Here is a 14,572-nt window from a genome sequence, read left to right as displayed (position 1 = left end):
AGCTATTCCCGCAAATGGCGTCCCCTAGGGGACTCGAACCCCTGTTACCGCCGTGAAAGGGCGGTGTCCTAGGCCACTAGACGAAGGGGACACACGTACAACACTCACTGCTTAACCGCGTTTTGCTGTGTGCTTTACGCGTTAAGTGGCGCGCATTCTATGGACGGATTGAAAGATCGTCAACCCCCAAGGATAAATTTATTAAAATCAATGACTTCCCCCAGCTTTTCGGGCTCATGGGGGGATTGTGCGCGTCCGGGCTTTGACGCCTATATTCTGGCGCCCGACAAGACGCTATAGTTCGCTCCAGCAAATGATGGCAATGTGCATCCATGCAGGGAGCGCCTATGCCTATAGAAGCAAACTACCCGGGCAACTGGTCGATCAGTCCTATCCGCCGGATGGCCCAGTCACTACACTCCACTGTAAACCCTATAAAGAGGTCACACCGGTGACACCACTCATGATCACCCTGCTGGTAATAGCCGGGATCGCAATACTGATCGCCATTGGCTACATGAACCACGTGGTGGAAAACAACAAGCTGGAAAAGAAGCGCACCGAGATCGAGCTTAACGATCGCCTGCGCCGTTGCGGTGAAATCACCGAGACCTTCCCTGGCCAGTTGATGACCCCGGCGCTCAAGCTGTTGCTGACCCGCCTGGAACTCAACGTCAACCAGCGCCTGCTGAACCTGAATAAAGGCAGCATGGCGCTCAAGGCCCGCATCGCCGAGCTGAATACGCTGGTCGCCCAGGGCGAATCGATCCCGGTGAACAACCCGCCCGCGCCAATCCAGACCGAAGCCAAGGCCAAGGATGTGCGTTTCCTGCTCGAAGCCCTGCACGGCCAGGTCACCCGTGCGGCCCAGGATGGTTTCCTGCCGGCCAACGAGGCCAAGCACTGGATCCGCGAGATCCGCCATATCCTGGTGTTGCTGCATATCGAGTTCTTCAACAACCTCGGCCAGCACGCCCTGCAGCAAGGCCAGCCGGGCCAGGCGCGGTTGGCATTCGAGCGTGGCGTGCAGTACCTGCGCAAACAGCCGGAGCCGGTGATCTACAGCGCACAGCTGCAACACCTGGAGGCCCAACTGGGACGCGCCAACTCCACGGTGCTGACCAACAGTAAGCCGGCCGAAGACGAAGTCAACGAACTGACCGAAGGCCTCAAAGTGGTCGACGCCGACGCCGAGTGGAAGAAGAAAGTCATCTACGACTGATTCGCCGGCTGGAAGACTGGCCTGGCTTTTATTGCTGTGGTGAGCACGCTCACCACAGCAATAAAAGCCAGGCCAGTACAAACCACCTCGCTGCTTCACGAGATGCCATCACTTTGCATCTATCCCCCCGCCCCCGACTAGCGTAAAAAAGTGCCCCTCACTCCATGAAGTCAGAGGCCCGCTATGCCTGTCGCCGTCATTGATGGACAACCGCTGCACTACGTCGACCAGGGTTCCGGCCCCGTCGTCCTGCTGGGCTCAAGCTACCTGTGGGACCGCGACATGTGGGCGCCGCAGATCGAAGCCCTGTCGCAACAGTACCGGGTGATCGTGCCCGAGCTGTGGGGCCATGGCGAATCCGGCCCGCTGCCCGCACCAACCCGCTCCCTCGACGACCTCGCGCGCCAGGCCCTGGCCCTGCTGGACCAGTTGGATATTCCACAGATCAACCTGATCGGCCTCTCGGTCGGCGGCATGTGGGGCGCACGCCTGGCGCTGCTGGCTCCCGAGCGCATCAACAGCCTGGTGCTGATGGACACCTACCTGGGTGCCGAGCCCGAAGCCACGCGCCAGTATTACTTCTCGCTGTTCAAGATGATCGAAGACGCCGGCGCTATCCCCGGGCCGTTGCTGGACGTGGTCGCGCCGATCTTCTTCCGCCCGGGTATCGACCGCGAATCCGCGCTGTATCAGGATTTCCGCAAGCAATTGCAGGGCTACTCCAAGGAGCGCCTGCTGCAGAGCATCGTGCCCCTGGGTCGCTTGATCTTCAGTCGCGAAGATGTGCTGGGACAGTTGCCCAAGCTGGACGCCGACACCACCCTGGTGATGTGCGGCGAACAGGACAAACCGCGCCCACCTGCCGAATCCGAGGAAATGGCCGGCCTGATCGGCTGCAGCCTGATCCTGATCCCGCAAGCCGGGCATATCAGCGCCAGGGAAAACCCGGACTTCGTCAACGAAGCCCTACTGACCTTCCTCGCCAACAACGCCTGACCGCCCTCCCCTGTGATCGCCGCATGAACGCTGCGATCACAGGCGGAAGTGCCCGACCATCCCCTTGAGTTCCGCGCCCAGCTGCGCCAGCTGAATGCTCGATGCGGCGTTGCCCTGCATGCTCAATGCCGACTGATCGGCACTGGCACGGATACTGGTGACACTGCGGTTGATCTCCTCGGCCACCGAGCTTTGCTCCTCGGCCGCCGCGGCAATCTGCTGGTTCATCTGCTGGATCAGCGACACCGCCACCGCGATGCTGCCCAAGGCGCTCTCGGTCTCCAAGGCATCGCTCACCGCCAGCTTCACCAGTTCGCCGCTTTGCTGGATCTGCTGCACCGAGGACTGGGCCGCGTTGCGCAACGTACTGACCAGCCGCTCGATTTCTTCGGTCGATTGCTGGGTACGCTTGGCCAACGCCCGCACTTCATCCGCCACCACCGCGAAACCACGGCCCTGCTCGCCGGCACGGGCGGCCTCGATAGCCGCGTTGAGGGCCAGCAGGTTGGTCTGTTCGGCCACGCTTTTGATCACACTCAACACAGTGCCGATGTTCTGGATCTCGGCGCTCAGGCTCTCGATGCTGGCGCTGGCACTGGTGCTGGAGGTGGCCAGCAATTCAATACGCTGCAAACTCTGGCGCACCACACGCTGGCCGCTGTCGACTTTGTCGTCCGCTGTCTGTGCGGCTTGCGCGGCTTCTTCGGCGTTGCGCGCCACGTCATGCACGGTAGCGGTCATCTGGTTCATCGCCGTGGCGACCTGCTCGGTTTCTTCTTTCTGGCTACTGACTTCGACATTGGTTTGTTCGGTGACGCTGGACAATGAGTGAGCCGAGCTGGCCAGTTGCTCGATACCGGCCTGCAGGCCGCTGACCATATGGCTCAGGCCATTGCCCATCTGCTGCATCGCCTGCATCAGTTGGCCGATCTCATCGCGGCGACTGACCTCCATGCGCCCGCTCAAATCGCCGGCCGCAATCTGCTGGGCAACCGCAATCACGCTGCGCAGCGGCGCGACGATCAAGCGGGTGATCACCCAGGCCGCGATCAACCCCACCAACAGCGCCAGGGCCGAAGAGCCGATGATCAGCATCGCGCTTTTCTTCAACTGTGCCTGCATCGACAGGTCTTCAGTGTCGTACGCCTGGTTGACCCGGCCGACCACTTGCTCGGCCCGATCATGCAACTGCTTGTAGACCACCTTCTCCTGGGCCAGCAGGCCGGTGTACTCGCCGAGTTTTTCACTGAACGAAGCAATATGCCCGGAGACCTCATTCAACACCGTCTGGTAACCGGGGTCCTTGACCGCGGTTTTCAGTGTTTCAACCTGGGCCAGCGCCTGGTCGGCCTGCTCGATCTTGCCTTGCTCGGCGTCATCGGCGTCTACCTTGCGGCTCTGGTCCAGACGTACGTGGGCTTCGTTCATGGCTTGCAACATCAGCCGTGAAACCTGGCTGACCTGCCCCGCCTGCTCGATAAACTCGGCGCCCTCCTTGCCCTGGCTTTCCTTGAGGCCATAGGCACCGTCGTCAGCCAGCCCGGCCTGCAGCACATCGAGATTATTGGCCACGCTGGACACTGACCAACTGGCCATTTCCAACGCCAGGTCCTTGGTCTGGGTCAATTCGACAAACTCATCGAACGCCTTGCGGTAGGCGGCCAGAGCCTGTTCGACATCCGTCATGACGGGCACGTTGGCCGCCGACTGGGCCTTGAGGCTCGCCGCGAGCGCGGCCAAGCCATCGACACTTTCATGCAGGGCGTCGACGGCCTTGGGGTCGGCATGCAACGCGTAGTCCTGCTCGATCAGGCGCACCTTGAGCAAGCCACTGTTGAGCGACGACATGGCCTTGAGGCCTTCGAAGCGCTGGCCAACGGATTGCAGGGACCACACGCCGATGGCCGCGACCAGGGCGGTCAACAGCAATACCAGGGTGAAGCCCAAGCCCAGTTTTTTTGCCATACCGAGGTTGGCGAAGCGTCGTTGCACGGCCGAAATCATTGCACTTGCATCCTCTTGCAATGGCAGATGCCATCAAGCCCGGTTTACACAGGCGAGATTGGCAACCACAAGGCACCGAACACAAGTCATTGGCGCCACAATAATGGCAAAAAGCTACACGCTCGTCGTTTTCAGAATGGTCGAGGTCGATCTTGCAGGTCCCATGGCGCGGAATAACGCCAGTGCCCGTTGATCATCAGCATAGGCCACATTGATTCGCAGCCACTCACTGGGCTCATCCGTTGGACTGAACAGTGCCCCCGGTGACAACAAAACCCCCAGCCGCCGGGCATACGCCTGCAACCGCGACCGATCCCCAACCCCTGGCCGCGCCCACACGAACATCCCGCCGGCAGGGTTGGCGAACACCTCCCATTCCTCATCTTCCAGCACCTGCAAGGTCGCAGCCATTTGCGCGCTCAGCCGCTTGCGCAGGCGCTGCACCCACTTGCGATAAGTGCCATTAGCCAGCAGCGTCGCCACTACGGCCTCGGCAAACCGCGAAGTGCCGAAGCCGGTCAGGGTCTTGAGGCTGGCCAATTGCTCGATGATCGCCGTGCTCGCACTGAGATAACCCACGCGCAAGGCACTGCTCAGGGTCTTGGAAAAGCTTGCGACGTAGATCACCCGGTCACCGTGGGGTAACGCCGAGAGCCGCGTGCAACTGGCGTGTTGCAGATCGCCAAACACGTCCTCTTCGATAATCAAAAAGTTCTCGCGGTGCGCCAGCTCCAACACGCGCTCCGCCACGGTGCGACTCAGGCTGGAACCGGTGGGGTTGTGATACAGGCTATGGATGAACAGGCATTTGGGCCGATGACGCTGCAGCAAGGCCTCAAGCGTCGCGATGTCCGGCCCGCCACGGGTGCGTGGCACCTGCAGCAGTTGCACACCATGAAAGACCAGTTGCCGATAAAGGTTGCCGTACCCCGGCGTTTCAACCATCACGCAATCGCCGGCCTTGAGCAGGGTGCGTATCAGCAGGTCCTGTGCATGGCTGGCGCCCGCCGTGGTGAGGATGCCGTCAAGGTGGGTGGGGATGTGGACCTGTGTCAGGCGCTTGAGCAATTGCTCACGCAATGCCGGAAGCCCCAACGGGGTGCTGTAGTTGAACAGCGCAGCCGTGTCGCAGCGGGTGACTTCGCGAATCGCGTAGCTGATGTCATCGCTTTCGCGCCAGGCATCAGGCAGCCAGCCGCAGCCCAGTTTCAGCTCGCCCAACGGGTTATCGGCAAAGGCGCCCCAATCTCGCTCGGCACCTTCATACCACTGGCTTTCGTGTACCGTCGGTGGCTGGGCCACGCAGAAAACCGACCCCTGTTTCGAAACCAGCACGCCCTGGGCGACCAACCGCTCGAATGCCTCGATCACACTGGACTGGCTGAGCAGGTTATCGAGAGCCACCTGGCGAACGGAGGGCAAGCGTGTACCAGGGCTCGCCCCACTCGTGCGAATCCATTGCGCCACCGCGCTGATGATTTGCTGCACCACCGGTACAAGGGCTTGTCGATCGATCCCTAAATCCATGCGCCACTCACTTCAACTGTCTGTAATTCAACCCGGGACAGTTAAGCACAGAAGCCCATGTCGGCCGCTCGCCAACTTTTATTAAATTATTGATTTTATTGAGTTATTTACCTGCTGATACACATTCTGACAAGGCACCGTGCCAGCTATGGAAAAACCTCACACCCTCCCAGGCCTTTTCGAATGGAGGGCGACCTGAGGTCCTAGATAGCCGTCGCGCCACCGTCCACTGCCAAGGCGTGACCGGTGGTAAAGGCCGCACCGTCGCTGCACAGGTACAGCACCGCGCTGGCGATTTCCTCGACCTTGCCGATGCGCCCCACCGGGTGCATGGCAGCAGCGAATTCGGCCTTGCGCGGGTCGGCTTCATAGGCACGCCGGAACATATCGGTGTCGATCACGGCCGGGCAGACCGCATTGACGCGAATGTTCTTCTTCGCATACTCGATGGCCGCCGACTTGGTCAGGCCGATTACCGCGTGTTTGGACGCGGCATAAATGCTCATCTTCGGCGCCGCGCCCAACCCCGCGACCGACGCGGTGTTGACAATCGCCCCGCCGCCCTGGGCCAACAGCAGTGGCAATTGATGCTTCATGCACAACCACACGCCTTTGACGTTGACGCCCATGATGGCGTCAAACTCGTCCAGGGTCCCATCCGCCAGCTTGCCCTTCTCGATCTCGATCCCGGCATTATTGAAGGCGTAGTCCAGGCGGCCATAGGCGGCGAGGGTCTGGGCCATCAATTGCTGAACATCCGCCTCCAGCGTGACGTTGCAGCGCACAAACAGCGCTTCGCCGCCGGCCTGGCGGATCAGCGCGACGGTGCCTTCGCCGCCCGCAACGTCCAGGTCAGCGACCACCACCTTCAACCCTTCGGCGGCGAACGCCAGTGCGGTAGCGCGGCCGATACCGGCGGCGGCACCGGTCACCAGGGCGACCTGGCCGGAAAACGTCATGCTCATGAGGGATGTCCTGTGAGGGAAAGTCGTGGGTCGAGTCTAGCCAACGCCGCACCAGACGCGTCAGCACTATCAAAAGGCCGGTTGAAACTGCATGAATCGTAGTGATAACAGCCGCCGCCTGACTATCAGCAACACCTATCGACCGGCATTCGCACGCTCGGTGAACCTTGCTCCCAGCCCGTTCAAGGTCTATCACTTCAGGTTCATTTCCAGAAGAGTCGCTGCCATGACCGCCCAGACCAACCGCCAATTCCTGCTCACCAAGCGCCCGGTCGGCGCGGCCACCCGGGACACCTTCACCTACCAGGAAGTCCCGGTGGGCACGCCCCGGGACGGCCAGGTGCTGGTGCGCAATGAATACCTGTCCCTCGACCCCGCCATGCGCGGCTGGATGAATGAAGGCAAGTCCTATATCCCGCCGGTCGGTATCGGTGAAGTAATGCGCGCCCTGGGCGTGGGCAAAGTGATTGCCTCGCACAACCCGGCATTCGCAGTCGGGGACTACGTCAACGGCGCCCTGGGCGTGCAGGATTACTTTCTGGGCGAGCCGCGGGGTTTCTACAAGGTCGATCCGAAACTGGCGCCCCTGCCCCGTTACCTTTCGGCACTCGGCATGACCGGCATGACCGCCTACTTCGCACTGCTGGACACCGGTGCGCCGAAGGCTGGCGAAACCGTGGTGATCTCCGGCGCGGCCGGTGCCGTGGGCAGCATTGCCGGGCAGATCGCCAAGCTCAAAGGCTGCCGTGTGGTGGGCATTGCCGGCGGCGCCGACAAGTGCAAGTTCCTGGTGGATGAACTGGGCTTCGATGCTGCTATCGATTACAAAAGCGAAGATGTGCCTGCCGCACTCAAGCGCGAGTGCCCCAAGGGCGTGGATGTGTATTTCGATAACGTCGGCGGCGATATCCTCGACGCAGTGCTCAGCCGCCTGGCGCTGAAGGCACGCGTAGTGATCTGCGGCGCCATCAGCCAATACAACAACAAGGAAGCCGTGAAAGGTCCGGCCAACTACTTGTCACTGCTGGTCAATCGCGCGCGCATGGAAGGGTTTGTCGTGATGGATCACGCCGTAGGCTTTGCCGCTGCCGGGCAGGAAATGGCCGGCTGGATGGCCCAGGGCAAGCTCAAGAGCAAGGAAGATATCGTGGAGGGGCTGGAGACGTTCCCGGAAACGCTGATGAAGCTGTTCAACGGTGAGAACTTCGGGAAGTTGGTGCTCAAGGTCAGCTGACCACCCATAGATCTAAATGTTGGAGATCTGAATGTGGGAGGGGGTAAGCCCGCTCCCACATTCGAAAATCAGGCGATTTCGGCGACGACTGCCGCCAATGCCTTGGCCGGATCGGCCGCCTGGCTGATCGGGCGACCGATCACCAGGTAATCGGAACCTGCATCCAACGCCTGGCGCGGGGTCAGGATACGGCGCTGGTCATCCTGGGCACTGCCCGCCGGACGAATACCCGGGGTCACGAGTTGCAGCGACGGGTGCGCGGTTTTCAGGGCCTGGGCTTCCAGCGCCGAACACACCAGGCCATCCAGGCCGGCTTTTTGCGCCAGGGCGGCCAGGCGCAGTACCTGCTCCTGGGGCTCGATATCCAGGCCGATACCGGCCAGGTCTTCGCGCTCCATGCTGGTGAGCACGGTCACACCGATCAACAACGGTTTAGGCCCGCTGCGCTGTTCCAGCACCTCACGGCAGGCACTCATCATGCGCAGGCCGCCGGAGCAGTGCACGTTGACCATCCACACGCCCATTTCGGCGGCGGCCTTGACCGCCATCGCGGTGGTGTTCGGAATATCGTGGAATTTCAGGTCGAGGAACACTTCGAAACCTTTGTCACGCAGCGTACCGACGATTTCCGCCGCGCAACTGGTGAACAATTCCTTGCCGACCTTGACCCGGCACAGCTTCGGGTCCAACTGGTCAGCCAGCTTCAGTGCGGCGTCACGAGTGGGGTAATCCAGGGCGACGATGATAGGAGTCTGGCAGACGGACATTGGAATGGGCTCTCAGGCAAGTCGAAATCGGCGCGGATTGTAGCGCAAGCGGCGGCGTTGCGGGATCCGATGATCGGTAAATACTGACCAAGCGCTATCGGGCAGGCATTTCAGGGAATTATTTCAAAGCCGATACATTCACGACATGCCCCCAACACGCCTCACGGCTAGCCTCGCTTGCACGACCCACCGACCAGCACTTCCAGCCATGGGGCTGGGCGCCTATGCTGAGCGCAACAACAGGGCAGATGATCGCACTATGCATACCCCTTCCGTCTCCATGAACGACGAGCAAAAAGGCGCGGTGATCGCCGACGACAAACGCTGGAACACCCGCGCGCTGATCGTTGACGACGATGTGCCGATCCGTGAACTGCTGATCGACTACCTGGCCCGCTTCGGCATTCTCGCCAGCGGCGTCACCGACGGTACGGCGATGCGCCAGGCCATGCAGGCCGAAACCTTCGACGTGGTGGTGCTCGACCTGATGCTGCCGGGCGAAGACGGCCTGTCGCTGTGCCGCTGGCTGCGCGCGGAATCGGATATCCCGATCCTGATGCTCACCGCCCGCTGCGAACCCACTGACCGCATCATCGGCCTGGAGCTGGGCGCCGACGATTACATGTCCAAGCCCTTCGAACCCCGCGAACTGGTAGCGCGCATCCAGACCATCCTGCGCCGTGTGCGTGACGACCGTACCGAACAACGCGCCAATATCCGCTTCGACAATTGGCGCCTCAACAGCGTGCTGCGCCAACTGGTCGCCGACGATGGCCTGGTGGTGCCGCTGTCCAACGCGGAATTTCGCCTGCTGTGGGTATTCATCGAACGTCCGCGCCGGGTGTTGAGCCGCGAACAACTGTTGGATGCCGCCCGTGGCCGCTCCATCGAAGCCTTTGATCGCAGCATCGATTTGCTGGTGTCGCGCCTGCGGCAAAAACTCGGAGATGATCCCAAGGCGCCCCAATTGATCAAGACCGTGCGGGGTGAAGGCTACCTGTTCGACGCCCGGGATATCGGTTGATGCGCAACGCCTTCAACACGCTGTTCGGTCGACTGTTTGGCGTGTTGCTGGTGGCGATTGTGCTGGCTCATGTGCTGGCCATTTCCTGGTTTCGCTATTACGGCCCGCCTCCGCCGCCGCCTCAGGAGACCTTTGTCGAGCAGCCGGACGGCACGATGAAACACCTGGCCAGGCACAAGCGACCATGGTTTGGTGGCCCGGTGGTGCCACTGACGTTCCAGTTCATCTCGTTGATTATCGCCGCCTGGTACGGTGCCAAGCTGCTGAGCCGGCCGATCCAGCGCCTGAGCGAAGCTGCCGAGCGCCTGAGCCTGGACCTCGACAGCCCGCCCCTCGACGAATCTGGCCCGCGTGAGGCACAGCAAGCGGCGTCGACTTTCAACCTGATGCAGCGACGCATCCGCGAGCAAGTCAGCCAACGCGCCCGTATGCTCGGCGCTGTCTCCCATGACCTGCGCACCCCGTTGTCACGCCTGAAGCTGCGCCTGGAACAGATCGAAGACACCCGGCTGCAAGGCCAGATGCGCCAGGACCTGGACGACATGATCGGCATGCTCGACGCGACCCTGAGCTACCTGCACGAACAACGCACCAGCGAAACCCGGCATTGGCTGGACGTGCAGGCGCTGGTCGAGTCGATGAGCGAAAACGCCCAGGACCAGGGTTCCGATGTGCAGTTCGGCGGGACCTGCGCACCGCTGCAAGTGCAGCCGATGGCCTTGCGATCGTGCCTCAACAACCTGATCGACAACGCCCTGCGGTACGCCGGTTCGGCGCGCATCGAGCTGAAAGACAGCCGCGAGGCGCTGGTCATCCGTGTCATCGACCATGGCCCCGGGATTGCCGCCGACCAGCGTGAGGCGGTGTTCGAACCGTTCTATCGGCTGGAAGGCTCACGCAACCGCAACTCTGGCGGGGTCGGCCTGGGCATGACGATTTCCAGGGAAGCGGCGGAACGCCTCGGCGGTCGGCTGCACCTGGAAGAAACCCCCGGCGGTGGTTTGACCGCCGTGATGTGGTTACCACGCGTCTAGAGCGGCTTGTCTTCCCGCCGCCCCTGGGCCTGGGTTGCACTCCAGTCCATCAACAGGCTGTAGGCCACCGCCAGTAGGGTCGGGCCGATAAACAGGCCGATGAAACCAAAGGCAATCAAGCCGCCGAACACCCCGAGCAGCACGATGACCAACGGCAGGTTGCCGCCGCGGCTGATCAGGTAAGGCTTGAGCACGTTGTCCACGCCACTGATGATGAACGTGCCCCACACGCCGAGGAACACCGCGTAGGTGTAATCGCCCTTCCAGGCCAGCCACGCCGTGGCCGGGATCCACACCAGTGGCGGGCCCATGGGAATCAGGCTGAGCAGGAAGGTGACGATGCCCAGCACCAGCGCACCCGGCACCCCGGCGATCAGGAAACCGATCAGCGCCAACAGGGCCTGGGCGGCGGCCGTGCCGATCACGCCGTTGACCACGCGCTGCACGGTGCCGGCCACCAGTTCGATGTAATAGCCGGCACGCTCGCCGATCAAGCGCTCCAGCAGGCGGTGAACAAACATCGCCAGGCGCGGCCCGTCCCGGTAGAAAAAGAACACGAAGACCAGGCTCAGGGTCAGTTCTAGAATCCCACCACCGATTTGCGCACTGCGCGCCAACAACCAATTGCCGACCTGCCCCAGGTAGGGCTTGATGCTGACCATCAAGGCCGCGCCCTGTTGGTCAATGCTGTCCCACATGGCCACCAGCCGCTCACCGACTAAGGGGATCGAGCCGAGCCAGGCAGGTGCCTCCGGCAGGCCGTCAACCTGGATATCCTTGATCAACGCCGTCGCATCGCGCACGTGATCCGCGAGGTTGAAGCCCAGCCACACCAGCGGCAGCGCCACCAGCAGCATCCAACCCAACGTCAGGATGCCGGCGGCCAGGGATTCGCGCCCCCCCAGCCAGCGGGTGAGCAGGACCATCAACGGCCAACTGGCAAATGCCAGTACCGCGCCCCAGAACAGCGCCGACCAGAACGGCGCCATCACCCAGAAGCTGGCACCGAACAGCACCAGCAGCAGGATTTGCACCAGTAGGCGATCGTTATTGAGCATGGAGTATCTCTAGAAGAAGGCTATAGGAAGAGAGCTTAGGCGAACGGCGCGGGTCCGTTCGCCTTGTAACGGTCAGCGTATCAGATGCAGGTGCAGGCCTTTGGTTTCAGCGGAGCCGGTTTCCATGCGCGCGGCGCGCACACCTTTGTCGACCAGGGCCTGGCGCCAGGCTTCGGCGTTCGGGCCGGTAAGGCTGACGCGCAAGGTGGTATCAAGGTTCAACCCACGGGAAATCAGGGTCAGCCAGGTGTCGTCAGGGTCGCCGCCCAGCGCGGGGAAATCCAGCTCGCCGGTGCTTTTCAGCTCTCGCAGCAGCGTTGCGGAGGTGGGCAGAAGGTCGGCCAGCGGCGCGTTGGCGTCCAGTTGCTCCACGTGCAGATAGGCGCGACGGTTGCCACGGGTGATGCCATACAGCGCCACCAGGGAGTTTTCCTGGGGGGCTGCCAGGCGCAGCAGCAGGTATTCCTGCTGGCCGTCGGCGCCGACCAACTTGGCGTTGCCGAACACTTCATTGGCCCACAGGCTGCTTTCGCCGCAATCCCGGGCCTGGCACCAGAACAGCAACTGCGCGCCCTTCGCCTGCAATGCTTCGCGCGTCGCAGTAAATGCGGCACTGGAGCTGTGTTCGGCAGGTAATTCATAGGTGATGGCGGTGGCTTGGCCCCGTGCGGTGGCCTGGCCTTCATAACGCAGCTGGCCGCTGATCTTGCGGATGGCACCCATGGGGTAGATGCGTTCTTTTTCTTCGGTGGGACGGTAATCGACGATTTGCGCGTCGACCTGGCGGGCCACGGTGGGCAGGTCCTGGCTACCCGGTATGTCGGCGGCAAATACCAGTGGGCTCAGCAGGCCCAAGCCCAGGATACGGATACATCCGTTACGCACGCTCATAGGATCAACGAGCCCTGGCCATCGGCGGTCACAGCGGTGTTGAAGTAGTTCATGGTTGACTCCCTTTCAATCCGCCCAGCCTCGGCAGTTGACCGCCCCAAGTCAAGGCGCGCAGAAGAACCGATTGAAACAGTCTGCAACAAGGACCGCGCCGGGCTCGTCATTCAGGTGTAAATGATGGCCGCCTGGCAGCGTGGTCACGGTAAAGGGTAGCTGGGAAAGCAATTCGGAATGTTTCGCCAGCATGCCATCAGCCGCGACCACCAACTGTGTAGGGCAACCCACACGCCGCACGAAAGCCATTGCCTGCTCATCGGTCAGACGCATCGGCGAAGCCAGGGTCAGGCGGCTGTCGGTGCGCCAGGTGTAACCGCCCGGCACTGGCATCAGACCGCGTTGGGCCAGCAGTTCCGCGGCTTCGCGACTGACCGCCACCACGCCTTTCATGCGCGCCTCGACCGCTCGATCCAGGGTGCTATAGACCGGCTTGCGTTTGTCCTGCAGGTTCAATTGCGCCTGCAACGCCATGCCCAAGCGTTCGGCGGCGTTGTCACCGCTGGCAGTGGGCGGGATCACCCCGTCGATCAATCCCAGGTGCGTCACCCGTTCCGGCAGCGCACCGGCCAGCACCAGGGAAACGATGGCGCCGAGGGAGTGGCCAAGTAATGCAAAACGTTTCCAACCCAGTTGCTCGGCGACGTGCAGCACGTCGTACGCGTAATCCCACAAGGCGTAACCGGCGCCGATAGGACGATGCGCCGAATGCCCATGCCCGGCCATATCCAGTGCAACGATGCGCAAGCCCTGAAGTTTCGGCGCCAGTCGCGCAAAGCTGTTGGCGTTGTCCAGCCAGCCATGCAGCGCGATCACCGGCAAACCGTCCTCGGGCCCGAACAGATGGGCCGCCAACTCGATATGCGGCAGGCTCAGGCGCACTTCTTCGACCGGTGTGCTCATGCGCAACTGCGCTCGCGGGCTTCCCAGCGGGAGAACAGGTTCTTGATCAAGGTCGCGGTGTCCTGGGGGCGTTCAAGGGGGAACATATGGCCGCCGGGCATGGTGAGCATTTCGCCCATGGGCAGGCGACCGACGCCGCTGGCGTGGTGACGCATCACCACCCGGCTCTGCCGGCCGCGCACCACCGCCAGCGGCACCTTCATCTGGCGCACCTGACCGGGGCTGGTGTGGGGCACGCCCCGGTAGATGCTGATCTCGGTAGCCGGGTCGAAGCGCAGGCGCAGGCGGTCACCGACCTGGTGCAGGCCGTGTTGCAGGTAAGCGTCGAAGCATTCCGGGTCAAAGCCACGGAACAAGGTCTTGCCGGCGAAATAGCTGCGCGCGGCGTCCAGGTCGCTGAACTCTTCGCGGCGTCCCAGGGTGCGCCCGGCCGGGGTCAGGCGGTCAATAAAACCAAAGCGCTTGGCCGCGCGGATCACCCAGCGGTCGGCGCGGGTCAGCACCGGCGAATCGAGCATGACCACTCCGCGATATAACTGAGGGCAACGCATGGCTGCATGCAGATGCAAAACGCCACCGAGGGAATGCCCCACACCCCACACCGGTTCCGGCTGCCGCTCCAGGTGGTGGATCAGCTCATCCACCAGGTTCTGCCAGTTATCGTCCACCGGAAACCTGGGGTCGTGACCGTGCTGCGGCAGGTGCGCCACTGCATATTCCGGGGCCAGGGCGGCAAACAGCTTGCCGTAGGTGGCCGAGGGGAAACCATTGGCGTGGGCGAAAAACACATGCTGCGACATACCGGATCCATCGACAAAAACAGAGATTGATTGTCACCAGCCCCGACCGCCACAGCAATGACTGTAACTGCCAGGAATGATGACACTCACGCC

13 protein-coding genes, 1 tRNA gene and 1 pseudogene are annotated in these 14,572 nt (G+C 62.1%); 5 read left to right on the top strand and 10 right to left on the bottom strand.

Annotated elements, in window-relative coordinates:
- Nucleotides 1-15 precede the first annotated feature (15 nt).
- A tRNA-Glu gene (locus BM017_RS20895) sits at nucleotides 16-91 on the bottom strand.
- 360 nt (nucleotides 92-451) lie between these two features.
- Between BM017_RS20895 and BM017_RS20890 the strand changes: the two genes are divergently transcribed.
- Nucleotides 452-1,222, top strand: a complete 771-nt coding sequence (locus tag BM017_RS20890; RefSeq protein WP_092247910.1) for a hypothetical protein — start codon at nucleotides 452-454, stop codon at nucleotides 1,220-1,222.
- Nucleotides 1,223-1,405: 183 nt separating this feature from the next.
- The gene (locus BM017_RS20885) at nucleotides 1,406-2,218 is read left to right on the top strand and encodes an alpha/beta fold hydrolase (RefSeq protein ID WP_092247907.1); all 813 of its coding nucleotides are present in this window, start codon (nucleotides 1,406-1,408) and stop codon (nucleotides 2,216-2,218) included.
- Between the two features lie 36 nt (nucleotides 2,219-2,254).
- Here BM017_RS20885 and BM017_RS29725 read toward each other — a convergent pair whose 3' ends face one another.
- The 4 genes and pseudogenes from BM017_RS29725 to BM017_RS20870 form a co-directional block, all read right to left on the bottom strand.
- On the bottom strand, nucleotides 2,255-3,097 hold the full coding sequence (locus BM017_RS29725; protein WP_371322049.1) for a methyl-accepting chemotaxis protein: 843 nt from the start codon (nucleotides 3,095-3,097) through the stop codon (nucleotides 2,255-2,257).
- Nucleotides 3,098-3,115: 18 nt separating this feature from the next.
- Nucleotides 3,116-3,313: pseudogene (locus tag BM017_RS29720) on the bottom strand (HAMP domain-containing protein); the annotation flags it as partial.
- A gap of 1,023 nt (nucleotides 3,314-4,336) precedes the next feature.
- On the bottom strand, nucleotides 4,337-5,749 hold the full coding sequence (locus tag BM017_RS20875; protein WP_092247901.1) for an aminotransferase-like domain-containing protein: 1,413 nt from the start codon (nucleotides 5,747-5,749) through the stop codon (nucleotides 4,337-4,339).
- Between the two features lie 203 nt (nucleotides 5,750-5,952).
- The gene (locus BM017_RS20870) at nucleotides 5,953-6,714 is read right to left on the bottom strand and encodes an SDR family oxidoreductase (RefSeq protein ID WP_092247898.1); all 762 of its coding nucleotides are present in this window, start codon (nucleotides 6,712-6,714) and stop codon (nucleotides 5,953-5,955) included.
- 226 nt (nucleotides 6,715-6,940) lie between these two features.
- Between BM017_RS20870 and BM017_RS20865 the strand changes: the two genes are divergently transcribed.
- Nucleotides 6,941-7,948 carry an NADP-dependent oxidoreductase gene (locus BM017_RS20865; protein WP_092247895.1) on the top strand — a complete coding sequence of 336 codons (1,008 nt, stop codon included), beginning with the start codon at nucleotides 6,941-6,943 and terminating at the stop codon, nucleotides 7,946-7,948.
- 68 nt (nucleotides 7,949-8,016) lie between these two features.
- Here BM017_RS20865 and pyrF read toward each other — a convergent pair whose 3' ends face one another.
- Nucleotides 8,017-8,715 carry an orotidine-5'-phosphate decarboxylase gene (gene pyrF, locus BM017_RS20860; RefSeq protein WP_010211681.1) on the bottom strand — a complete coding sequence of 233 codons (699 nt, stop codon included), beginning with the start codon at nucleotides 8,713-8,715 and terminating at the stop codon, nucleotides 8,017-8,019.
- A 259-nt stretch (nucleotides 8,716-8,974) separates the two neighbouring features.
- On the opposite strand from pyrF, the gene BM017_RS20855 reads away from it, so the two are divergent.
- Together BM017_RS20855 and BM017_RS20850 are read left to right on the top strand one after the other, a co-directional pair.
- Nucleotides 8,975-9,739: a response regulator gene (locus tag BM017_RS20855; RefSeq protein WP_058427191.1), complete on the top strand. Its 765-nt coding sequence runs from the start codon at nucleotides 8,975-8,977 to the stop codon at nucleotides 9,737-9,739.
- Entirely contained in the window at nucleotides 9,739-10,773 is a 1,035-nt protein-coding gene (locus BM017_RS20850; RefSeq protein ID WP_092247891.1) for a sensor histidine kinase, read from the top strand. Before BM017_RS20855 ends, BM017_RS20850 begins: the two co-directional genes overlap by 1 nt.
- Here BM017_RS20850 and BM017_RS20845 read toward each other — a convergent pair.
- The 4 genes from BM017_RS20845 to BM017_RS20830 form a co-directional block, all read right to left on the bottom strand.
- Nucleotides 10,770-11,831, bottom strand: coding sequence for an AI-2E family transporter (locus BM017_RS20845; RefSeq protein ID WP_071489561.1), 1,062 nt, complete (start codon nucleotides 11,829-11,831; stop codon nucleotides 10,770-10,772). The genes BM017_RS20850 and BM017_RS20845 overlap by 4 nt on opposite strands.
- Before the next feature lie 72 nt (nucleotides 11,832-11,903).
- A complete protein-coding gene (locus BM017_RS20840) occupies nucleotides 11,904-12,722 on the bottom strand; it encodes a DUF4892 domain-containing protein (protein WP_092247888.1) in 819 nt (272 codons plus the stop codon).
- Nucleotides 12,723-12,824: 102 nt separating this feature from the next.
- Nucleotides 12,825-13,679, bottom strand: a complete 855-nt coding sequence (locus tag BM017_RS20835) for an alpha/beta hydrolase (protein ID WP_092247885.1) — start codon at nucleotides 13,677-13,679, stop codon at nucleotides 12,825-12,827.
- On the bottom strand, nucleotides 13,676-14,479 hold the full coding sequence (locus BM017_RS20830; protein WP_071489564.1) for an alpha/beta fold hydrolase: 804 nt from the start codon (nucleotides 14,477-14,479) through the stop codon (nucleotides 13,676-13,678). Before BM017_RS20830 ends, BM017_RS20835 begins: the two co-directional genes overlap by 4 nt.
- Nucleotides 14,480-14,572: the final 93 nt, after the last annotated feature.

The sequence above is a fragment of the Pseudomonas sp. NFPP04 genome (assembly GCF_900113815.1).
GTDB classification, from domain to species: Bacteria; Pseudomonadota; Gammaproteobacteria; order Pseudomonadales; family Pseudomonadaceae; genus Aquipseudomonas; species Aquipseudomonas extremorientalis.
The sequence above is the reverse complement of the archived record's forward strand: the minus strand, read 5'-3'. Positions and strand labels throughout refer to the sequence as shown.